Below are 21,770 nucleotides of genomic sequence, written 5' to 3' on the forward strand. Positions count from 1 at the left end.
AAAGCAGGTTTACAGCGCCGACTGGGGCGTCAATGGCACACAGTTGCGTGGCTCTTGCGCTCTTTCATGTCGAGGTGGAAGTGGTCGCGATGGGCTTCATTCGTCTCCGGCCCGAGGACGGTCGTAAACAAGGTGCAGGAACCCTGATGCACGCGCTTCAGGAAGGCCGCCTCCTTTGTGTTTGACGGAGCCAGCGGCGAGGCGACGGGCGGCAACGCGGCCTGCTTTGTCTCCGTATCCCGTTTGAAGTTGGCTTTTTCGACCTTGCCCTTGTTTTTGCTCTCGGCCTTTTTTCCGGCATCCGCGATGGACGGCGCTGCGGCCGCAGGGGGCGCTGTTTCCTTCGCCCCGGCAGCCGGCTTGTCGGCCTCCTTGGTGCCCTTGGCGAGTTTGGCGGCGGCTTTCTTCTGCGCGGCGGCGATGTCTCGCGTCGTCGGCCCCCACGCCGCGCGGACAGAGATGGCGCGGCCATCAGCCGTGATGAAGCCCGCGATATCGATAGCGTTGCCGGTCGCATGCTCGCTGAGCGTCAGCTTGGGGTTATTGTAGATGTTGCGACACGAATAGGACGAGGCGCCGACGATACGCTTGATGCGCGAGCCCAGCACTTGCTGCGCGGCTGGCTGCAGGACCTTCTCGACCCAAGCGGCGAGGGAAGCGGCTAGGCGGCAGTTCATTGTGGGCGTCGGAATGAAGTCGACCTTCTCGGTCGCGCCGACACTGCGAAGCACCAAGGGGGCGGTGGTACCGCACTGGCCCTTCTTCATCGGCTCTTCCAGATCGACATCGGCCGCTGCCGGAGCCAGGAGCTGAATGCACTGGCGCAGGCCGGCGTTGACCTGCTCCGGCGTCCAAGCATCGGCCGGCGGGGGGGATGGCGTTGCGGCAGCGGGGGAAGAGGACCCTGGCGGGGCGACCGGGGCTGTGGCGGCAGGCGACGAGGCTTGCTCCGCGGCGGCCTTTGCAGGGGCGGGCGTTGCCGGCGCCGTCACCGCCTGCGCCGGGCCAGCGGCCTTGGGCTGCACTGAAGCAGGCGGGGACAATGGGGCGCGCGGCGGCAAGTAGGCCAGCGCCACAATCCCCACGAACGCCACATAGGACATCCACGAAGACGCGCGGCTCAACGAGCCATCGACGGTCGGAACAATCGCCATGCCTTCCCCCCGGATGGCCCCTACGCAACGCATTTTGGTGCTTGTCGGCGAATTACTACCGCAGGCAAACGGCGAAAATGGGATTCTGGCGCTTAGCTTAAGGTCAAAGCCCTCGAGGCCGGGCGCAGCAACGCACGTGGAGGAGCAAGCCAGTGGACAGTTTTGACAGCGACCGACGCAGTCTCGCGGCAAAGGCCGCCTTCGATAGGAGAGAAATGCTCATGTCGAGCCTCGCGACGGGTTTCGCGCTCGCCACTCAGCCGGTCGCGGCCGAGAGCGTCATTCACACGGATACCGAGGGCCTTGAAGCCGGCATGGTCGAGGTGCCGGTCAGCGACGGCGTGCTGCCGGCCTATCGCGCGATGCCGGCGGCGGCGGGCACGTTCCCGGTCATTCTCGTCGTCCAGGAGATATTCGGCGTACATGAACATATCCGCGACCTGTGCCGGCGGCTCGCGAAGGAAGGTTATTTCGCAATCGCCCCAGAGCTCTACTTCCGCCAAGGCAGCGTAGTGGGGATGGGCGATATCAAGGAGATCATCTCGAAGGTGGTGTCCAAGGTGCCGGACGCGCAGGTGATGAGCGACCTCGATGAGACCGTGGCATACGTAAAATCGACAGGGCGCGGCGATACCGCGAGGCTGGGCATCACCGGCTTCTGCTGGGGCGGAAGGATCGTATGGCTTTATGCGGCGCACAGCGCAGCGTTGAAAGCGGGCGTTGCATGGTACGGCAAGCTCGCGGGTGACAGCACGGCCACCACGCCGCGCCACCCCATTGATATCGCATCAGAACTGAAGGCGCCGGTGCTGGGCCTATACGGTGGCGCAGACCAGGGCATACCGGTGGAGACGGTGGATCGCATGCGGGAAGCCTGCAAGGCCGCAGGCAAGGCGTGCGAGATCGTCGTCTATCCCGATACGCCGCATGCGTTCAACGCGGACTATCGGCCGAGCTACCGGGCCGAGGCCGCCAAGGATGGCTGGGCGCGAATGTTGAGCTGGTTCAAGGCACACGGCGTCGTCTGAAACGCGCGGCGGCTTTCAATCTCCCACGCAATCGTACCGTCATGGGGCGGTGGTAATACCGCCGGCGGTTGAAGCTGCGCGGCCTTGCATGTGAGAGCGCGTTGGCAGAAACTGCGCGCGCGCAAAAGCGCAATCAAGCAGCCCATAAAAACAGGGCTTTTAAGGGGGAGTCGTACGCATGGAACATCTGCCGTTCGACTTGGCGACCGTCGACTGGGTCATGGTCGCCATCTACTCGGGTATCGCCTTCGTCGCATCAGTCATCGGCAACGCGATTGCAGGGAACCGCCTTCTCGGCGCGTTTCTCGGCGCGATCCTTTTCGCCGTTCTGTTCGTCTGTTGGTACTACTGGCTGGCAGCAATCGCCATGCCGGCAGTCACCGCTGCGCCACCCGTCTAGAAATACACGCTCGAAACCAAAGCGCCATCTCGGCCGGGATCACAATCCTGGCCGAGATGGCGTTTGCGTTTGCCCTATTGGCGACGCTCGTGGAAGTGATCGTAGATGCGCTGCGCCATCTCGGCGGAAATGCCATCGACGGCTTTCAGATCTTCGACGCCTGCGCGCGATATCGCCTTCGCTGAACCGAAATGGCCCATGAGTGCGCGGCGGCGACGCGGGCCGATGCCTTCGATGTCGTCGAGCGGGCTTGCGTTCATCGCCATGGAGCGACGCGTGCGGTGTGAGCCGATAGCGAAGCGATGCGCCTCATCGCGCAGACGCTGCACGAAGTAGAGCACAGGATCGCGCGGCTCGAGCATGACCGAGCGCTCGCGGCCGGGGATGTGGAAGTGCTCACGGCCAGCGTCACGGTCGGGTCCCTTGGCGACGCCGACGAGGCAAATGTCGTTGATGCCGAGATCGGCCATCACCTCGCGCGCAACCGCGAGCTGACCGGCACCGCCGTCGATCAGGACGAGATCGGGGCGATCGGGAAAGCGATCGGCTTCCTCGTCTTCGAGCAGCTCTGGTGAGATGTCGGCGGCGATGGCAGCCTGCGCCAGCAACGTACTGGCTTCTTCCTCGGCGATGGCGGCCGCTGCGCCCTTCGCTGCTTCCTTTTTGTTGGTTTCGAGGACGAGCCGCTTGAAGCGCCGCGTCAGCACCTCGCGCATCATGCCGTAGTCGTCGCCCGGCGTGACGTTCTGAGACTTGATGTTGAACTTGCGGTACTGGCCTTTGACGAAGCCTTCGCGGCCGGCGACGATCATGGCGCCGACGGCGTTGGTGCCCTGAATGTGGCTGTTGTCGTAGACCTCGATGCGCTTGGGGACGCTCGACAATTCAAACCGCTCGGCCAGCGCTTCGAGCAGACGGCGCTGCGAAGATCCTTCGGCCAGCTTGCGGCCCAGCGCTTCGCGCGCGTTCGACAGCGCGTGATCGACAATGCCAGATTTGGTGCCACGCTGCGGGACACGCAGCTCGATCTTATGATCGGCCTTGATGCACAGCGCCTCGGTGAGCAGCTCGCGGTTCGGGACGTCGTGAGACAGCAAGATGAGCCGCGGCACGGGCTTGTCGTCGTAGAACTGGGCGATGAAGCTATCGAGAACTTCCTCCACCGGCAGCGCGCGATCCGCCTTTGGGAAATAGGCCCGGTTGCCCCAGTTCTGGCCAGTGCGGAAGAAGAACACCTCTATGCAGGTTTGGCCGCCCTCTTGTGCGGCGGCGAACACGTCGGCTTCCTCGATGCCTTCCGGGTTGATGGACTGATCGGCGGTGACGTGCGCGAGCGCTGCGAGGCGATCGCGAAAGCGAGCGGCGCGTTCGAACTCGAGCCGGGAGGACGCTTCCTCCATCAGCTTCTGGTACATGCGGCGCACGTTCTGGCTCTCGCCACGCAGGAAGCTCACGGCCTCATCGACGAGACGACCATAATCGTCGAGCGATATCTCACCCGTGCATGGCGCGGAGCAGCGCTTGATCTGATGCAGCAGGCATGGACGCGTGCGACTCTCGTAGACGCTGTCGGAGCACGAACGCAGAAGAAACGCGCGTTCCAGCATGTTGATGGTGCGGCTGACGGCGCCCGCTGAAGCGAACGGTCCGAAGTAGTCGCCTTTACGGTTGCGCGCGCCGCGGTGCTTCATGATCTGCGGGGCCGGTGTGTCGCGGGCGATCAGAATGTAGGGGAACGACTTGTCGTCGCGCATCAACACGTTGAAGCGCGGGCGGAAGCGCTTGATGAGGTTTGCTTCGAGCAGCAGCGCCTCTGCCTCGGTGCGGACGGTGACGAACTCCATGCTCGCAGTGGTGGCGATCATGCGCGCGATGCGATTGGTGTGACCACCGAGGCGCGTGTAGTTCGAAACGCGCGCTTTGAGGCTGCGCGCCTTGCCGACGTAGATGACGGTGCCTTCCGCATCGAGCATGCGATAGACGCCCGGCGAGGCCGGCAGCAGCTTGATGTAGCTGGAGATGACCTCGGGCCCGCTGACGCGCGGCGGCTCGGGCGTCGCTGCGGGCGGTGAGGCCTCCAGCGCCGGATCCTGCGGCGAAGCTGTTTGGGTGTCTTTGTCGGGCATCGGCGATAGATCGGCCTAGCGGCCGATCACGTCAAGCGGGGCATATCGCCGGCGTCGCGACTTAGCCATCGTCCTCGGTATCGGCAGACGATGAGCCTTCCTCGCCGGCCGCATAACTGAGGATATCGCCCGGCTGGCAATCGAGCGCCGCACAAATCTTTGCAAGCGTCTCGAAGCGCACGCCTTTGACGCGCCCCGTCTTGAGCATCGACAGATTAACTTCGGAGATACCGATCTGGCTGGCGAGTTCGCGTGAGCGCATCTTGCGGCGCGCCAGCATGACATCGAGGTTGACGACGATCGGCATTTTCAGATCGCTCAAATGAAACGGGCATTTTCCTCGGCAAGCGCGGTGGCCTGCTCGAGGATCGCGGCGAAGACGAGGACGATGAGGCCGAGGATGAGGCCCATTGCCGTGGCCAGGATCGGCAGGGCGCGCAGGTATCCCTGGGCCAGTGCGATCGAGCTATCACCGGCGTGCAAGTAGGCGCGCAGCAGAACGCGCGTCAGCGGAAGTAACGCTGCGCCCACCACGAGCGCCAAGCCGAAACGTCTAAGGGCCGTCGAAGCCGCGCGGGAGAAATGCTCTCCCCTTTGCAACCTGCTGCAGAACCCCGACAGCTGGATCAGGCCCCAAGCGACAGTCGCAAACGGCAGCAGCAGCAAGATGAGCACGACCGGATCGCCGGACACCTGCTCGGGCATCGCGTTGCGAAAGCCGGGCCACGCATCGATGCGCCAGAGCCATGCGAGGGAGGGCATCAGAAGCAGCAGCACCGCGCCGATCCAAGTGAGGGCCTTCAGCAGCCGTGCGAGGTTCTGGTTGGACATCGTCTCGTCTACCTTGACTCGTTAAGTTTTTAATGTTTTACATTAAATCATTGGCGCAGAAAAGTAAACGGCGCGCGTCCGAGGAAGGCTCGGCGTCGGCGCACTCGAAACAGGTTATCGGTTAGTCAGGAGTAATCCGAATGTTGCGCGGCTATCTCACAGTTCTCGTACTGACGTCGCTGTTTCTCGCCTCAAGCTTTGTGCTCAGCGTAGCGGTCAGCGCCCGCTCGAAAGGCGAGATGCGCGAGGCCTGCGGCGATGACTATAAGCGCCACTGCAGCGACGTTCAGCGGGGCGGCGGTCGCATCCTGCAGTGTCTGCAGTCGCATTTGAACGAACTGTCGCCGGCCTGCCGAGGCGTCGTCGAAGAACGGGCCGCCGCGAAGCAGGCCAAGCCGGAGTAGTTGAAGCGGCTACCAGGCGAGCTTGGCCATGGCGGCGACCGGGCGGGGCGATCCGACGGGGAACAGCTCCGTCACCACCTCTTCGAGCCCGCCTTTGACGTGAACTCCGCTGGCCACGAACACCGAACGCAGGCCAGCGGCGGCGGCGCCGGCGATATCGGTTGCAACGCCATCGCCGATCGCCAGCAAGCGCGATTTGTCGGAAGCGCCGGGCTTCAGGCCTTCGAGAGTTTCGAACGCGAGATCGTAGATCGGCAGATAGGGCTTGCCGGCGTACGCAACCTCGCCACCTGCGCCTTCGTAGGCGCGGGCGACGGCTCCGGCGCAGTAGATCATGCGACCGCCGCGCTCGACCATGATGTCGGGGTTGGCGCAAATCATCGGCAGACCGCGCGGCAGACATGCCGAGAGGATCTCGGTGTAATCATCGGGCGATTCATGCTCGTCGTTGAAGAGTCCGGTGCAGACGATGGCCTCCGCTTCCTCCGGTGCGACGCGTGCGATGTCGAGGCCGGCGAAAACGCCGAGGTCGCGCTCGGGACCGATGTGCAGCACCGGGCGACCGGCAAGCTTGGTGACGAGGGTGCGGGCAACGTCGCCGGAGGTGACGACGGCGTCATACGTGGTGCGCGGGACGCCGATGCCATCGAGCTGGGCGATGACGCTGTCGTGCGGGCGCGGCGAGTTCGAGACGAGGACCACGAGGCCACCGGCTTCGCGATAGCGGGCGCACGCGGCGCAGGCATCCTGAAACGGCGTCACGCCGTTGTGGATCACGCCCCAAATGTCGACCAGCCAGGCAGTGGTCTCCCCGGCGAAGGGGGCGACCGATGCAACGATCGGAAGGGCGGGGCTGGAAATGGATGCGGGCGGCATAGGCGCTTGCCTATCGTCCGCCCGCATAAATCTCAAGCGTCTGCTGTCAGGCAGCAGCGTCGTCGGCTGCGGCAAAAGCGTTGCCTGCCACAGTGGTGGGGCCACCGAACAGAGCGCCCTGGCCCAGCGGAACACCAATCGCCAGCACCTTATCGCGGGTCGCCTCGTCGTCGATGTTGGTGACGATGAGGGTAAGACCCAGCTCGCTGAGGTTACGGCAGACGTCCGCAGCGCCCATGCTGCCGCTCGGGGCCGCGAGGCCGGCGAGCAGAGTTGCGGCGTCGATCTTCACGAAGGCGAAGCCGGCGGCGCAGAGCGCGGTGAACTCATAGTCGAAGTCGGTTACGTCCTCGACGCCGAAACGGAAACCGAGGTCGCGCATGTCGGTCAATGCGCTCCACTCCGAGCCACCGAACGTGCGTACATCGGCCTGGGCGAAGGTGAGCACCAGCTCGTTGGCCAACTCCTCGCGATCACGATACGCGTCGGCCAACTCATCGAGGTAGCTGTCGTTGGCGAGCGAGACTGCCGTTGCCGGAGCGAACAGGCACGTCTCGCGTCCATCGTCAGCGAGGCCGCGGGCGACCTGCGCTGCATGGCGCAGACGGGCACCGTCGAGCAGCGGCAGCAGGCCGGCGATGGCAAGCTGCGGATCGCGCGCCGTCGTCGACAGAACCGTCCCGCGCTCGTCACGCGGACAGACGACGACCTCGTAGTAGTGGAGCTGGTGATCGGCGAGACCGACGATCGGCGACAGCGTGACGTCGACGCGGCCGCTGGCGACAGCCTCGGCAAGCGCTGCAAGGCGCGCGTGCGAAGGCATGATCGGCGGCGGGGTCGGTGCGCCGGGGCGCGCCGGAGAAGCAGGCGGCAGGCCATCCTTCTTCTTGGTGGTGCGCATGGCGTTGGCGGTTGTCTGCAACGCATTGAGAGAGGCGCGCAGCACGCTTTCCTGGCGCTGCGGTGGCAGGCCGTCGAGCGTCGGCTCGGCGATGTTCACCTCGTCGGCAAGACGCTTGATCATGCCGTGCACGGCGTCGAGATCGGTTTCACGATCGAGCTGCAGAGATGGAGGCTCGGATCGCGGTGCTTCCGGCAACGTCGGCTTGGAGGCATTCGGCCAGTAGTCGTGCGACTTTCGCTCCGCAGACGGCGCGGGCATGGCGCCGGGCATCGACCAATCGGGCAAGGTCGGGATCGGCGGCATATCCGGATGCTTGGCTTCGGCGCGCAGATTGAGCTTGGGCTCAGCGGTCTCGTCCAGCAACGGGGCCGAGAGCGAAGGCTCAGGGCGCGGCGCCGTCAGCGGCGGCTCGCCGGCGTCGGCGTCAAAGGCCGGGCGATCGAGACCCGGACGGTGTGCTGAGATACGCGGCTCGCGCGTCGAGCCGACCTCGCTCGCGGCACGGAAGATGCGCGGCGCCTTGGTCGCGGCGGCCGGAAGCGGCGGCGGCGGGTCCATCGCGAGAGGCGGCATCGAGGGTGCCGACATCGCAGGCGCCTGCATCGCCGGTTCCATGCGCGCTTCCTTTGCCGCTGTTGCGGCCGGCGGCACGCCGAGATTGCCGGACGGGCGCCCCATCTTCGGCAGGCGGCTGGCAACGGCCGGTGCTTCCGGCGACGGCGCCACCTTGATGCGGGCGATCTCGTCTTCGAGGCGGTTCACCTCATAGGCGAGCTGGCTTTCCCGCTCAGAGCGCCGCTTCAGCGCGTGCACCATCAGCAAGATCGTATAGACCGATCCGGCCCCGATGAGTGCTGCCCAGAAGGACATCTGAAGCTGCAGATATGCGGCGACGAAGAAGGCCGCCGTTATCAGAACGATGGCCCCCTTCACGATGAGATCGGCCATGCCGCTATGGCGCGGCACGCTGTTCTCTGTGTTGTCGATGCTCGTCATGGAAGAGTGACGACGCCCCCTTGCCGATTCGTTGATCATGCGAGCTTTTCGCTCGTCCCCCCGCCGCGCAATGACGGCACGGCCACTTTCACCAGCTTTCTCAACAGCAAGCCGATTCGTGTTCGGCGAATGGCGACAGGCCAAAAAGACAAGGCGCGCGCGGGCACCAGTCCAGCGTTTGTCCACAGGAGATGCTGCCGACAGGGAACCTGGGTTGATGCCCGTGGATTGCCACGGCGCGCCTCAGTGACGCCGCAGACCGGCCTCCGGCCGAACGGAATCGGGGCGCTGTTTAGAAGTCGTTAGTCGAATCGACGTGGTATCAGTTGTGTCGGGGCGTTCCCTTGCTGTCCCGGCGTAAAAAGGGGGAATGCTCATGCTGATGACGGTGATGGGTCGTAATTCTGCTGCGTCTTACTACGGAGAGCTGGCGGGCGTTCGCGTGCTCATAACGGGCCTTTCGCCCGAGTGCGGCGTCGATATCGCGCGCAAGTTCGCCGATCATCGCGGCCGGCTAGTGCTGCACACAGCAGAGAACTCTCCCGAGCTCGATGCCGTCACCACGATCCTGGCGGAGACCGCAAGCGAGGTGAAACTGTTCACCGACGCGTGCCGGGACTCAGATTCCTCGATCCGCTTTGCTCAAACGGCTGCGCAGGCCTTCGGTGGCCTCGACGTCGTCGTCAATCTCGTCCCCATCAACATGAACGAGTTGCAGGGGCGCGCTGGCATGAGCGCGGTCGAGGATCTCGTCGCCGAGAAGCTGATGCTCCCCGTGCACGTCACCCGCATCGTCGCCAATCGCATGCGGACGATGCTGAACGAGGGACTGGTGCTGAACGTCATGACGATGCCCGCGCCAAGCACGGCGGCGGAAGCGGCGTTCGCCGGTATCGCGCGCTCGGCGCTGGCTGCGGTGACACGCGGAGAAGCGCAGCAGTGGGCTTCGCAGGGCATTCGCGTCAACGCGGTCGCCCCTTCGGCGACGATGGCCGATGACGGCGGTGTCGTCGCCAGCGAGCCGGATATCGCGGCGCTGGCGCTCTATCTCGCCTCGCGTCCGGGCCGGAAGCTCACAGGCCAGATCTTCGATGCCGCGGGGATCGCGCGCAAGGGTTGCTGATCCCTAGCTCCACGGCCACAAGCTCTTCAGGCGTCGCCAGAGCGGATAGGTCGAGCCTGCGAAGGCCGAAAGCTCGGGCGTGCGCTCGGCTAGGTCTCGCAGGTTGAGCCGGAGCTGGCCCAGCGCGAAGTCGAAGGCCATGAGGCGGATTGCTTCGTCCATGGTGAGGACACGCATCTCGCCGCGGGCGCGCATCTCCTCGATGTCGTGCTCGATGGCGGCGAGCGCGGTTTCTGTGGCCGATAGATCGGGCTCCGAATAAGCGCTGGTGGGCGACGTCAGTTGTTGCCCAAGTCCCTTCAGTGCGTCACGCAACGCTTCGATCTGCGTTGCCAGCTTGTCGATCGCCGGCTTCGGCAAGGGCTGATCGACTGCGCGCATCAGCATGATCTCGGTGTGCCAAAGCCGGCGCAACGTGCGCAGCTCCGCGTCGGGATCAGGTGAGTCAGCAATGTAGCCGGCGACCTCCAACCGGGCCTCGCGGGCGAGGTTGTCGCCGGCGGCGAATGCGGTGCGGACACGTGCTGCCTGGTCACCAACGGCGTTGGCGTCGAGGGGCGTTCCAAGGGCCGCTGCGAGGACCTCGTCCAGGAGCTGGAACAGGGGCCGGAGCGTGCGCGTGGCGTGCTGGGCAAACGCCAGTCCTGCGCGCGAGGGGAACACGGTCAGCGTAGTCGTTATGGCCACGATGGTTCCGATCGCGACCTCGATCATGCGCTTTTCAGCCGAAGCGATTGGAGGTCCCAGGCTCGGGTCGCCCAGGATGACAATTGCGGCGGTTACGCTGGCGATGCGCAGAGCGGGGCGCTTGGCCGCGAAGAAGCCGAGCACCAGCACCGTCACAGCCAGGCCGGCGAATCTCAGCTCGTGGGCGTCGGCCAGCGCGACGGCGACCACGCCGCCGACGAGAACGCCGACCAGGCTGCCGACGAGGCGGTCGAACGCCAGACCCAGTGACGCCCCCACGTTGGCCTGGGTGACGAGGATGGCCGTCATGACGGCCCAGAAGCCCTGGGACAGGTTTAAAGCGTCGACCAGAAAATACGCAGCGCAGGCGGCGATCATTGTCTGGATGGCTTGGCGCAGACGCGGCCAGGCGCTGCTCGCGGGAGCGCTCAAGGACGACATGTCGATCATGGGGCGCCCTCGACCTGCGCGGGATCGCGCGGCGCGACAGCTATTAACCCGGCGTTCTCAATCTCCCCGCTAATCGGGGGCTTTAAGTGGCGGATACGGGTTTCTTGACAGTCCTCCCCTGCCACGCGTATCACCTCGGCACGCTTGGCACTCTCAGTGTCATAGTGCCAGCGAGCCCCTTCAATATACGCCGGCCCTAGCCGGCCGAGCCCGCCATCTGGAGCGAAAATTCTCATGAAATTCCGTCCTTTGCATGATCGTGTCGTCGTGAAGCGCGTCGAGAGCGAGACCAAGACCTCGGGCGGCATCATCATCCCCGACACCGCGACCGAGAAGCCGCAGCAGGGCGAAGTCGTCGCCGTCGGTCCGGGCAGCCGCGATGAAGCGGGCAAGCTGGTGCCGATCGATCTGAAGAAGGGCGACAAGGTTCTGTTCGGCAAGTGGAGCGGCACCGAGGTCAAGATCGATGGGCAGGAGCTGCTCATCATGAAGGAAAGCGACGTCATGGGCGTGCTGGAAAAGTAAGCAGCGGCCGAGGAGCAGTGGGCAGTAGAGCCCGACTGTACCGCACCATCAGCTGCCTACTGCCTAACGCCTTCCCCTATCCCCAATTCGTAGGAACCATTCAATGGCCGCCAAAGACGTACGCTTTTCCGCCGATGCCCGTGAGCGTCTGCTCCGGGGCGTCGACACGCTCGCCAATGCCGTCAAGGTCACCCTCGGCCCCAAGGGCCGCAACGTGGTGATCGAGAGGTCCTTCGGCGCTCCGCGCACCACGAAGGACGGCGTCACCGTCGCCAAGGAGATCGAACTCGAGGACAAGTTCGAGAACATGGGCGCACAGATGGTGCGCGAAGTCGCCCAGAAGACCAACGACCTCGCCGGTGACGGCACCACGACCGCCACGGTTCTCGCCCAGGCGATCGTGCGCGAAGGCCTCAAGGCCGTTGCCGCCGGCATGAACCCGATGGATCTGAAGCGCGGCATCGACAAGGCCGTGATGCAGGTCGTCGAGGAGATCGGCAAGAAGGCCAAGAAGGTGAAGAACTCGGGCGAGATCGCCCAGGTCGGCACCATTTCGGCGAACGGCGAGAAAGAGATCGGCGAGATGATCGCCGAGGCGATGCAGAAGGTCGGCAACGAGGGCGTCATCACGGTTGAAGAGGCCAAGAGCCTCGACACCGAGCTGGAAGTCGTCGAGGGCATGCAGTTCGACCGCGGCTACCTCTCGCCCTACTTCGTGACCAACGCCGAGAAGATGGTCGCGGAGCTCGAGGATCCTTACATCCTCATCCACGAGAAGAAGCTGTCGAACCTGCAGCAGCTGCTGCCAGTGCTGGAATCCGTGGTGCAGACCGGCCGTCCGCTGCTGATCATCGCTGAAGAGGTCGAGGGCGAGGCGCTTGCCACGCTCGTCGTCAACAAGCTTCGTGGCGGCCTCAAGGTTGCTGCCGTCAAGGCTCCGGGCTTCGGCGATCGCCGCAAGGCCATGCTGGAGGACATCGCTGTTCTCACCGGCGGCCAGACGGTCTCCGAAGATCTCGGCATCAAGCTCGAGAACGTGACTCTGGAGATGCTCGGCCGCGCCAAGCGCGTGACGATCACCAAGGAAGACACGACGATCGTCGACGGCGCCGGCAAGAAGAAAGACATCGAAGCCCGTGTCGGCCAGATCAAGGCGCAGATCGAGGAAACCACCTCGGACTACGACCGCGAGAAGCTGCAGGAGCGTCTGGCGAAGCTTGCCGGTGGCGTTGCTGTGATCCGCGTCGGCGGCGTCACCGAGGTCGAGGTGAAGGAGCGCAAGGATCGCGTCGACGACGCGCTCAATGCGACCCGCGCTGCGGTCGAGGAAGGCGTCGTACCGGGCGGCGGCGTGATGCTGCTGAAGGCCGGCAATGCGCTGACCGTCAAGGGTGACAACCCCGACCAGGAAGCGGGCATCGCCATCGTGCGCCGCGCGCTGCAGGCTCCTATCCGCCAGATCGCCGCGAATGCGGGCGTCGAAGGCTCGATCGTGGTCGGCAAGATCCTGGAGACCAAGGGTGCAGGCTTCGGTTACGACGCCCAGAACGACGAGTACGGCGACTTGCTCGAGAAGGGCATCATCGATCCGGCGAAGGTCGTGCGCGTGGCGCTGCAGGATGCGGCTTCGATCGCTGGCCTGCTGATCACCACCGAGGCTGCCGTTGCGGAGACGCCGAAGAGCGACGACGGCCATTCGCATGGCGGCGGCGGAATGGGTGGCATGGGCGGTATGGGTGGCATGGGCATGTAAGCCCGCCGCTATCTGCCGAACTGCCGAAAGAAAAGAGCCGCCTGCAAGGTCACTTGCGGGCGGCTTTTCTTATGGGACGCGGTTTGGAGGCGCCCGGATCAGTTCGGCTGAGAGCCCCATCCGAAAGCGCCCAGCTCGGTCGGCATCATGATGTTCTGATCCGGCTGGGTCGGGCTCGGCGAGACGGCGAGCGAGTAGCTCTCGCGCGACAGCGACTTTGGCGTGGCGGGACGCGTCTCGGCCTGCGCGCGGGTTGCAGACACCGGGCGCTTGGCTATCTTGGCGGGCTTTGCCGCCATGTCCTCGATGACGGGCGCCGCAGAATTCGCCGTAGGCTCGTCCTCGATCGGCGGGCCGCCAAGCATGCTGACGGGGGCGGCGATGCTGGCGGTGGCCGGCGGATCGACTTGCGCGGAGACTTGCGTGAGCTGAGCCTGTGCATCGCCGTCCGTGGCAGCAGTGGCCGGCACGGCTGCAACCGATCCTGTTTCGGCAGGGGCCGTCGCGGTCGGGGTCACGGTGGCGATGACCTCGTCGGCAGCTCGAGTTGCAGCAGCGGCGGCCGCTGTCGCTTCGGCTTCGGCTGCGAAGCGGCGGCTCAATTCCTCGGCACGATCGCGCACGGCAGCGGCTGTGACGCTCATCTGCTCGGCGCGGGAGAGCGTCGCGCGGGCTTTGTCGATTGTGGAGCCTTCAGGATCGCGGATGGGACGTGCGGCCGCCACGGAGGCAGACGCGAAGCGACCGCGCCAAGCGGCCTCGAAGTCTGCCGCGCGGGCAGCATCGAGGAAAGCAGGCAGCGTGATTGCCGGGACGCTTTCCGAAACGGGAGACGATTGCTGAGCAGTCTCCTGCGCGCAGGCGATTGGCGCCGCGATCACGGAGACAAAGAGGCTTACGAAGCATGAGCTTGCGTGGGCATTCATACGCTATACCCCAGGCCCTCACGGGCCAAATTGGCGACCACAAGGTGCGCCTACTGACTACCACCACGGGACATTGACGTCCCGCCCACCCATAGTTTGCCCGCAGTTTTTTTGTCGGCTCTTGGCCTAGCTGGGCTCATGCGGGCCGCCGTGGGGAGTTCACCCCGTCCCCGTGCAGCAGGTTGCTGCGAAGGCGTGCCGCGCTCGTGGGGAATAATAAACGGGTCCAAGGCAACAACATGGCGTTGGAAATGCGGGCACAATTACCTTCCTGAGCCACCAGTTGATGATTATGTTAGCGGTGAGGCTCGCAAGCGCGAGCCCTCCCCCAGGACGCGAGCCCGGCTAGGGCTGCGCACACCTGCCTCGGGAGGGGCACGATGGACATCCGACAGCTTCAGTATCTGGCGGCACTTGCGCGCGAGAAGCACTTCACGCGTGCGGCGACGGCGTGCAACGTGACGCAGCCGACGCTGTCAGGGCGCATACGGCAGCTCGAGCTAGAGCTGGGCATTCCCATCGTCGAGCGCGGACAGCGCTACCAGGGGCTGACGCCGGAAGGCGAGAAGGTGCTCAAGTGGGCACAGGTCATTCTCAAGAACTGGCAGTCGATGCAGGAGGAGCTCGGGCACCTCAAGGATCACGACGTCGGGCTGACGGGGCGGCTGGTGATGGGCGGCATCCCATCAGCGCTGCCGATGATCCCACTGCTCACGAAGAAGATCCGCAAAATTCATCCCGGGATCGACTTCACCGTGCTGTCGCAAAGCTCGGAGGAGATCCTGCGCGGGATCGTGGACTTCTCGGTCGACGTCGGCATCACATATCTCGACAGCGAGCCGATCGAGGGCATGCTGGCGACCCCGCTCTACATCGAGCGATACTGCCTTTTTGTGCCTGAAGGGCATCTGCTTGCGGAGCGAAAATCGGTGACATGGCGCGAGGCCGCCAACGAGCCGCTCTGCCTTCTCACCAACAACATGCAGAACCGGCGCATCATCGATCGCGCGTTCGAGAAGGCGAAGTGCCATCCGAGCCCGCGGCTCGAGACAAACTCGGTCATCAATTTGTGTTCAAATGTTCGCTTGATGGGTCTGGCGAGCGTGATGCCCCAATATATATTGGATGTGTTGGGAAATATGTCGGGCGTAAAGGCCATTCCGCTCGACGAACCGACGGTCGAACACAGCGTTGGCTTAGTGGTGGCGGCACGCGATCCGCTGTCTCCACTGATCGAGGCAATGCGTGAAACCGCGGCCCTGCTCGCTCCGGTGAGCTTCAGCGAAAGGGTCGAAGCTTAAGCCCGGCCCAATTGTGCATTGCAGCATTGGCGGGCTCGATCAGCACATCGAGAGGGCCAATTTGATCCGCCGCGAGCAAGTTGAGACAAGTCACCCTTCCAGCAAGAGCCGTAAAGGCACCAGGTGAATGACTAAGTATACTCCAGAAGTAGTGATTGAGCCACCCCCGGGTGCGGAGGAGCTTGCGCTGACGATTTGCGCTGCTCATGACAACCGGCCGGACGAGCTGCTCGAGATCTTCCATGAGCTTCAGCATGAGCTTGGATATGTGCCTGAGCAGGTGCTGCCGGCCATCGCCAACGTGCTTAATCGCTCGCGCGCCGAAATCTACGGCGTGCTGACATTCTATCACGAGTTCCGCCGCACGCCGGGCGGGCGCCATAACATCAAGATCTGCCGCGCCGAAGCCTGTCAGGCGATGCATACGCAGAACCTGTGCCGTCACGCAGAGGAAAAGCTGCGCATCAAGTTCGGCGAGACGACCGCCGACGGCCAGTTCAGCCTCGAGGCCGTGTACTGCCTCGGCAACTGCGCGCTCTCGCCGGCCATGATGATCGATGGCGATCTCTATGGCTGCGTCGACAAGGAGCGCTTCGACAGCATTCTTTCCGACCTTGACCGCGGGGGCTCAGCATGACCACCCGGATTTTCGTTCCGCGCGATGCCGCTGCCCTGTCGATGGGCGCCGATGCCGTCGCCAAGGCCATCATCGCCGAAGCCAAGAAGCGCAACACGAAAGTCGAGATCGTCCGTAACGGCTCGCGTGGCATGCTGTGGCTGGAGCCGCTGGTCGAGGTGGAGACCCCGCGCGGCCGCGTTGCCTACGGCCCCGTCAAACCGGCTGACGTTCCGAGCCTGTTCAAGAGCGGCTTCCTCAAGGGCGAGAAGCACAAGCTTACGCACGGGCTCACGGAAGAGATTCCCTACTTCAAAAATCAGGAGCGCCTGACGTTCGCGCGCTGCGGCATCACCGATCCTCTGTCGATCGAGGACTATCGCGCGCACGGCGGCTTTGAAGGTCTCTCCAAGGCGCTGACGATGGCGCCGCTCGACATCGTCACCGAAGTGACGAACTCGGGCCTGCGCGGACGCGGCGGCGCGGCGTTCCCCACGGGCATCAAGTGGAAGACGGTGCACGACGCGAAGGCGGAGCAGAAGTACATCTGCTGCAATGCTGACGAAGGCGATAGCGGCACGTTTGCCGACCGCATGCTGATGGAAGGCGATCCTTTCTGCCTGATCGAGGGCATGACGATCGCCGGCATCGCTGTCGGAGCCACCAAGGGCTACATCTACGTCCGATCCGAATATCCGCACGCCGTCAATACCCTGCGCGAAGCGATCCGCGTCGCCACGGCCGCCAACTGGCTGGGCCGCACGATCCAGGGTTCGCCGCACACGTTCGAACTGCACGTGCGCATGGGCGCTGGCGCCTACGTTTGCGGTGAGGAAACCTCGATGCTGGAAAGCCTCGAGGGACGCCGCGGCCTGGTGCGCTACAAGCCGCCGCTTCCGGCGATCGAGGGTCTGTTCGGCCTGCCGACGGTGATCAACAACGTGCTGAGCCTCGCCTCGGTGCCGATCATCCTCGCCAAGGGCGGCGACTTCTATCGCGACTTCGGCGTCGGCAAGTCGCGCGGAACGCTGGCGTTCCAGCTCGCCGGCAACATCAAGCAGGGCGGCCTCGTCGAGAAGGCATTCGGCGTTACGGCACGTGAGCTGATCGAGGGTTACGGCGGCGGCACGCTGTCGGGACGTCCGCTGCGCGCGGTGCAGTTTGGCGGCCCGCTGGGCGCTTATCTGCCGAATGACAAGCTCGACACGCCGATGGACTACGAAGCGTTCATGAAAGTGGATGCGATGGTGGGCCACGGCGGCATCGTGGTGTTCGACGACACCGTCGACATGGCGGAGATGGCACGTTTCGCCATGGAGTTCTGCACGATCGAATCGTGCGGGAAGTGCACGCCGTGCCGCATCGGTTCGGTGCGCGGCGTCGAAACTATGGATCGCATCATTGCCGGAATCGAACGCGAGAAGAACCTCGAGGTTCTGAAGGATCTCTGCGAGACGATGACGGACGGCTCGCTGTGCGCAATGGGTGGCCTGACGCCGCTGCCCGTGATGAGCGCACTGCGCCACTTCCCAGAAGACTTCCACCGCCCGGTGCGGGCTGAGGCGGCAGAATGAACAAAACGAGAGGCAACGCCATGACGAGCGCGAACGAGACGCTTACGCTCATCAAGGAGAAGGACTTCGGTACGCCGGCAGTCCATGCACTGAACAACAAGACGGTTACGCTCGAGATCGACGGACGCGAGATCACCGTGCCCGAGGGCACGTCGATCATGCGCGCGGCGGCCGATCTCGGCATCATGGTGCCGAAGCTGTGCGCCACGGATCATCTCGATCCGTTCGGCTCGTGCCGGCTTTGCCTGGTCGAGATCGAGGGCCGCCGCGGCACCCCGGCCTCGTGCACGACGCCGGTTGCTCCCGGCATCAAGGTGACGACGCAGAACGACCGTCTCGCCAAGATCCGCAAGGGCGTGATGGAGCTCTATATCTCCGACCATCCGCTCGACTGCCTCACCTGCGCAGCTAACGGCGACTGCGAACTGCAGGACATGGCGGGCGAAGTCGGCCTGCGCGAAGTGCGCTACGGCTATGAAGGCCAGAACCATGTGTTCGCCCGCCAGAACGGCGAAGCGAACCCGATGTGGCAGGAGAAGGACCGCTCCAACCCGTACTTCCAGTTCGAACCCTCGAAGTGCATCGTGTGCTCGCGCTGTGTGCGCGCCTGCGAAGAAGTGCAGGGCACGTTTGCACTGACGATCGACGGACGCGGCTTTGCCTCGCACGTTGCCGCCGGCATGGACGAGGACTTCCTGCAGTCGGAATGCGTGTCGTGCGGCGCCTGCGTTCAGGCCTGCCCGACCGCGACGCTTATCGAGAAGTCGGTGGTCGACCACGGCCAGCCCGAGCATTCCATCGTGACGACCTGCGCCTACTGCGGCGTCGGCTGCTCGTTCAAGACGGAAATGCAGGGCGAGCGCGTCGTGCGCATGGTGCCTTACAAGGACGGCGGCGCGAACGAGGGCCACAGCTGCGTGAAGGGCCGCTTCGCTTTCGGCTATGCCACGCACAAGGACCGCGTCCTCAACCCGATGATCCGCGAGAAGATCACCGATCCCTGGCGCGAGGTTTCCTGGGAAGAGGCCATTGCCTATGCAGCGGAGCGCCTGAAGGCAACGCAGGCAAAATACGGCAAGGGCTCGATCGGCGGCATCACCTCGTCGCGTACGACCAATGAGGAAGTCTATGCCGTGCAGCGCATGATCCGCGCCGCGTTCGGCAACAACAACGTCGACACCTGCGCCCGCGTCTGCCACTCGCCGACCGGCTATGGCCTGAAGCAGACGTTCGGCGAGTCCGCTGGCACGCAGGACTTCAAGAGCGTCGACAAGTCGGACGTGATCATGGTGGTCGGCGCCAACCCGACCGATGCTCATCCGGTGTTCGGCTCGCGCATGAAGAAGCGCCTGCGCGAGGGTGCGAAGCTGATCGTCGTCGATCCGCGCCGCATCGATCTCGTCAAGAGCGCGCACGTCGCGGCTGATCACCATCTGCAGCTGCGCCCGTCGACCAACGTCGCCGTGCTCAACGCTCTGAGCCACGTCGTCGTGACCGAGGGCCTCGTCGACCGCAGCTTCATCGCGGCACGTTGCGACAAGGAAGCGTTCGCTCGCTGGGAGAAGTTCATCTCCGATCCCAAGCACTCGCCGGAGACGACGGAAGCCATCACGGGCGTTCCGGCCGAAGAGATCCGCGGTGCGGCTCGCCTGTTCGCGACCGGCGGCAACGCGGCCATCTACTACGGTCTGGGCGTTACCGAGCACAGCCAGGGTTCGACCACCGTCATGGCGATCGCCAACCTTGCCATGGCGACCGGCAACATCGGCCGTGAGGGCGTGGGCGTGAACCCGCTGCGCGGCCAGAACAACGTGCAGGGCTCTTGCGACATGGGCTCGTTCCCGCACGAGTTCCCGGGCTATCGCCATGTCTCCGACGACGCAACGCGCCGTCTGTTCGAAAAGCAGTGGGGCGTGAAGCTCGACGGCGAGCCTGGCCTGCGCATCCCCAACATGTTCGACGAAGCTTCGTCGGGCACGTTCAAGGGCCTGTTCGTGCACGGCGAGGACATCGTGCAGTCCGACCCGAACACGAACCACGTCACGCACGCGATGGAGTCGATGGAAATCGTCATCGTGCAGGACCTGTTCCTGAACGAGACGGCTGCCTTCGCCCACGTCTTCTTCCCCGGCACGTCGTTCCTCGAGAAGGACGGCACCTTCACCAACGCCGAGCGCCGCGTGAACCGCGTGCGTCCGGTGATGAAGGAGAAGCAGGGCATGGCCGAATGGGAGATCGTGTGCCGTCTCGCGACCGCGATGGGCTACCCGATGATGTACACGTCGGCTGCTGCCATCATGGACGAGATCGCCGCTGTGACGCCGACCTTCAAGAACATCTCGTTCAAGAAGCTCGACGAGTTGGGCAGCGTGCAGTGGCCGTGCAACGACGAGGCGCCGGAAGGCACCCCGGTGATGCACATCGATGAGTTCACGCGCGGCAAGGGCCGGTTCATGCTGACCGAGTTCGTGCCGACACCGGAGCGCTCGAACTCGCGCTTCCCGCTGATCCTCACCACGGGCCGCATCCTCAGCCAGTACAATGTCGGCGCGCAGACGCGGCGCACAGACAACAACGTCTGGTACCAGGAGGACATCCTCGAGATGCACGTGAGCGATGCCGAGGTGCGCGGTCTGCGTGATGGCCAGCTGGCATCGGTGACGAGCCGGACGGGTGGCACGACGCTGCGCGTCAAGATCAGCGATCGGGTGCCGCCGGGCGTGGTGCACACCACGTTCCACTTCCCGGTGAGCGGTGCCAACGTCATCACCACCGAAAACTCGGACTGGGCGACCAACTGCCCCGAGTACAAGGTGACGGCGGTGCAGGTGAACCCATCCAACCGTCCTTCCGAATGGCAGGGCGAGTGGGAGGAGCGCGAGCGCGAGAACAAGCGGATCGAGAAGCCTCTCGTCGCAGCCGAGTAACGGGCGGGCACGCAAGGAGCATGAATTTGCGGGAGCCTTGCGTGCCATGTACCCTGCCGCGGCACATTCGTTGATCGTTCCGCGATGACCGTCATGGACAAGATCTCAACTGCAGCCGAAACCGGCGCCGCGCCTTTGTGCTCGGTGCCGGCGAACGGCGTGAGCGTCGATGGCTCCGGCCGGGAGACGCCGGTCACCTGGCAGCTTCCCGAGGAAGTGGCCGTCGCGGTGCAGATCAACACCGAGCCCTACACTGTGATGATGGCGACGCCGGCGGACCTCACCGACTTCGGGCGCGGCTTCGTGCTGGCCGAAGGGATCGTGGCCAATCGTGCGGACATCCTTGGCGTCATTGCCATGCCGGTGGAGAACGGCTGGGCGGTGGACGTTGCCATCGATGAGGAGGCGCTGGCCGAAGCACGCATGCCGCGCCGATCGATCGAGGGACGCTCGGGATGCGGCCTGTGCGGGGTGGAAAACATCGCCGATGTCGTGCGGGTACAAGAACCGATCGCACGGACGGTGCGGCCTTCGGCGGAAGCGATATTGAAAGCGGCACGCGAGCTGCCCAAGCGGCAAGTCATGAACCGCTTCAATCGCACGGTGCATGGCGCGGCCTGGGTGAGCCTCGATGGTGAAATTCTCTACGTGCGCGAGGACGTGGGGCGGCACAATGCGCTGGACAAGCTCATTGGCGTGCTGGCCGACGAGGGTGTCGATCTCGATTCCGGCTTCGCGCTCATGACCAGCCGCTGCAGCTTCGAGCTGGTGCAGAAATCAGCAACGTTCGGCATCGGGGCCCTGGTCACCGTATCAGCGCCGACGGCGCTGGCACTCGACATTGCCCGCAAGGCTCATCTATTCGTCGCGTCGCTCGCTGGCGACAGCGTCGTCATCCTCAACTCGTGAAATGAATTCGGAAAGTAACGCCGACATGGAAAACCGCGACATCATCCGCATGGCCAATCAGATCGCGGCCTATTTCGAAGCCTATCCTCGTACCGAGGCCTTGAGCGGCATCGCCCATCACATCAAGAGCTTCTGGGACCCGCGCATGCGCAAGCAGCTCGTCGACTACATTGACGGCGGCGCGGAAGGGCTGTCGCCGCTGGTGACGGCCGCGATCTCGCCGCCGGCAAAAGCAAAGGCGAGTTCCTAAAGGTCGGCGC

General features: G+C 64.4%; 20 protein-coding genes. 12 read left to right on the forward strand and 8 right to left on the reverse strand.

All coding sequences use genetic code 11. From position 1 onward, the window contains the following. Positions 1 to 29 precede the first annotated feature (29 nt). Positions 30 to 1,154: an extensin-like domain-containing protein gene (locus tag NDB2M4_RS20250; RefSeq protein ID WP_072375169.1), complete on the reverse strand. Its 1,125-nt coding sequence runs from the start codon at positions 1,152 to 1,154 to the stop codon at positions 30 to 32. 152 nt (positions 1,155 to 1,306) lie between these two features. Between NDB2M4_RS20250 and NDB2M4_RS11790 the strand changes: the two genes are divergently transcribed. Together NDB2M4_RS11790 and NDB2M4_RS11795 are read left to right on the forward strand one after the other, a co-directional pair. Beyond that, complete coding sequence (locus NDB2M4_RS11790) at positions 1,307 to 2,182, forward strand: dienelactone hydrolase family protein (protein ID WP_072375172.1); 876 nt, start codon at positions 1,307 to 1,309, stop codon at positions 2,180 to 2,182. A gap of 178 nt (positions 2,183 to 2,360) precedes the next feature. Next, a complete protein-coding gene (locus tag NDB2M4_RS11795) occupies positions 2,361 to 2,582 on the forward strand; it encodes a hypothetical protein (protein WP_072375174.1) in 222 nt (73 codons plus the stop codon). Positions 2,583 to 2,656: 74 nt separating this feature from the next. Here the strand turns inward: NDB2M4_RS11795 and uvrC are convergent, their stop codons facing one another. The 3 genes from uvrC to NDB2M4_RS11810 form a co-directional block, all read right to left on the reverse strand. Beyond that, on the reverse strand, positions 2,657 to 4,708 hold the full coding sequence (gene uvrC / locus NDB2M4_RS11800; protein ID WP_072375177.1) for an excinuclease ABC subunit UvrC: 2,052 nt from the start codon (positions 4,706 to 4,708) through the stop codon (positions 2,657 to 2,659). A gap of 61 nt (positions 4,709 to 4,769) precedes the next feature. Then, positions 4,770 to 5,015: a helix-turn-helix domain-containing protein gene (locus tag NDB2M4_RS11805; protein ID WP_072375515.1), complete on the reverse strand. Its 246-nt coding sequence runs from the start codon at positions 5,013 to 5,015 to the stop codon at positions 4,770 to 4,772. Between the two features lie 11 nt (positions 5,016 to 5,026). Further along, on the reverse strand, positions 5,027 to 5,539 hold the full coding sequence (locus NDB2M4_RS11810) for a DUF2975 domain-containing protein (RefSeq protein ID WP_072375180.1): 513 nt from the start codon (positions 5,537 to 5,539) through the stop codon (positions 5,027 to 5,029). Positions 5,540 to 5,679: 140 nt separating this feature from the next. Between NDB2M4_RS11810 and NDB2M4_RS11815 the strand changes: the two genes are divergently transcribed. Continuing rightward, positions 5,680 to 5,943: a cysteine rich repeat-containing protein gene (locus tag NDB2M4_RS11815; RefSeq protein WP_072375183.1), complete on the forward strand. Its 264-nt coding sequence runs from the start codon at positions 5,680 to 5,682 to the stop codon at positions 5,941 to 5,943. A 9-nt stretch (positions 5,944 to 5,952) separates the two neighbouring features. Here the strand turns inward: NDB2M4_RS11815 and NDB2M4_RS11820 are convergent, their stop codons facing one another. Together NDB2M4_RS11820 and NDB2M4_RS11825 are read right to left on the reverse strand one after the other, a co-directional pair. After that, positions 5,953 to 6,819 (reverse strand): TIGR01459 family HAD-type hydrolase, encoded by an 867-nt coding sequence (locus NDB2M4_RS11820; protein WP_072375185.1) that lies wholly within the window; start codon positions 6,817 to 6,819, stop codon positions 5,953 to 5,955. A gap of 46 nt (positions 6,820 to 6,865) precedes the next feature. Next, positions 6,866 to 8,719 (reverse strand): EAL domain-containing protein, encoded by a 1,854-nt coding sequence (locus tag NDB2M4_RS11825; RefSeq protein ID WP_072375188.1) that lies wholly within the window; start codon positions 8,717 to 8,719, stop codon positions 6,866 to 6,868. Between the two features lie 376 nt (positions 8,720 to 9,095). Between NDB2M4_RS11825 and NDB2M4_RS11830 the strand changes: the two genes are divergently transcribed. Then, the gene (locus NDB2M4_RS11830; protein WP_072375518.1) at positions 9,096 to 9,842 is read left to right on the forward strand and encodes an SDR family oxidoreductase; all 747 of its coding nucleotides are present in this window, start codon (positions 9,096 to 9,098) and stop codon (positions 9,840 to 9,842) included. Between the two features lie 3 nt (positions 9,843 to 9,845). Here the strand turns inward: NDB2M4_RS11830 and NDB2M4_RS11835 are convergent, their stop codons facing one another. Continuing rightward, complete coding sequence (locus NDB2M4_RS11835; RefSeq protein ID WP_072375191.1) at positions 9,846 to 10,979, reverse strand: FUSC family protein; 1,134 nt, start codon at positions 10,977 to 10,979, stop codon at positions 9,846 to 9,848. Positions 10,980 to 11,213: 234 nt separating this feature from the next. Between NDB2M4_RS11835 and NDB2M4_RS11845 the strand changes: the two genes are divergently transcribed. Both NDB2M4_RS11845 and groL read left to right on the forward strand, forming a co-directional pair. Continuing rightward, positions 11,214 to 11,504, forward strand: a complete 291-nt coding sequence (locus NDB2M4_RS11845) for a co-chaperone GroES (RefSeq protein WP_072375197.1) — start codon at positions 11,214 to 11,216, stop codon at positions 11,502 to 11,504. A gap of 103 nt (positions 11,505 to 11,607) precedes the next feature. After that, the gene (groL, locus tag NDB2M4_RS11850) at positions 11,608 to 13,257 is read left to right on the forward strand and encodes a chaperonin GroEL (RefSeq protein WP_072375200.1); all 1,650 of its coding nucleotides are present in this window, start codon (positions 11,608 to 11,610) and stop codon (positions 13,255 to 13,257) included. A 98-nt stretch (positions 13,258 to 13,355) separates the two neighbouring features. Here groL and NDB2M4_RS11855 read toward each other — a convergent pair whose 3' ends face one another. Further along, positions 13,356 to 14,183, reverse strand: coding sequence for a hypothetical protein (locus NDB2M4_RS11855; protein WP_072375203.1), 828 nt, complete (start codon positions 14,181 to 14,183; stop codon positions 13,356 to 13,358). Between the two features lie 380 nt (positions 14,184 to 14,563). Here NDB2M4_RS11855 and NDB2M4_RS11860 point away from each other — a divergent pair, with 380 nt between their 5' ends. The 6 genes from NDB2M4_RS11860 (at position 14,564) to NDB2M4_RS11885 (ending at position 21,760) form a co-directional block, all read left to right on the forward strand. After that, the gene (locus NDB2M4_RS11860; protein ID WP_072375206.1) at positions 14,564 to 15,484 is read left to right on the forward strand and encodes a LysR family transcriptional regulator; all 921 of its coding nucleotides are present in this window, start codon (positions 14,564 to 14,566) and stop codon (positions 15,482 to 15,484) included. Positions 15,485 to 15,611: 127 nt separating this feature from the next. Further along, positions 15,612 to 16,121: an NADH-quinone oxidoreductase subunit NuoE family protein gene (locus tag NDB2M4_RS11865; protein WP_083556234.1), complete on the forward strand. Its 510-nt coding sequence runs from the start codon at positions 15,612 to 15,614 to the stop codon at positions 16,119 to 16,121. After that, positions 16,118 to 17,674: a formate dehydrogenase beta subunit gene (locus NDB2M4_RS11870; protein ID WP_072375209.1), complete on the forward strand. Its 1,557-nt coding sequence runs from the start codon at positions 16,118 to 16,120 to the stop codon at positions 17,672 to 17,674. Before NDB2M4_RS11865 ends, NDB2M4_RS11870 begins: the two co-directional genes overlap by 4 nt. Positions 17,675 to 17,694: 20 nt before the next feature. Further along, the gene (gene fdhF, locus NDB2M4_RS11875; RefSeq protein WP_072375524.1) at positions 17,695 to 20,601 is read left to right on the forward strand and encodes a formate dehydrogenase subunit alpha; all 2,907 of its coding nucleotides are present in this window, start codon (positions 17,695 to 17,697) and stop codon (positions 20,599 to 20,601) included. Between the two features lie 93 nt (positions 20,602 to 20,694). Continuing rightward, the gene (gene fdhD / locus NDB2M4_RS11880) at positions 20,695 to 21,510 is read left to right on the forward strand and encodes a formate dehydrogenase accessory sulfurtransferase FdhD (RefSeq protein WP_244536154.1); all 816 of its coding nucleotides are present in this window, start codon (positions 20,695 to 20,697) and stop codon (positions 21,508 to 21,510) included. 25 nt (positions 21,511 to 21,535) lie between these two features. Next, complete coding sequence (locus tag NDB2M4_RS11885; RefSeq protein ID WP_072375214.1) at positions 21,536 to 21,760, forward strand: formate dehydrogenase subunit delta; 225 nt, start codon at positions 21,536 to 21,538, stop codon at positions 21,758 to 21,760. Positions 21,761 to 21,770 lie beyond the last annotated feature (10 nt).

The organism is Hyphomicrobium sp. NDB2Meth4 (genome assembly GCF_900117445.1).
In the GTDB taxonomy this organism is placed as follows: Bacteria; Pseudomonadota; Alphaproteobacteria; order Rhizobiales; family Hyphomicrobiaceae; genus Hyphomicrobium_A.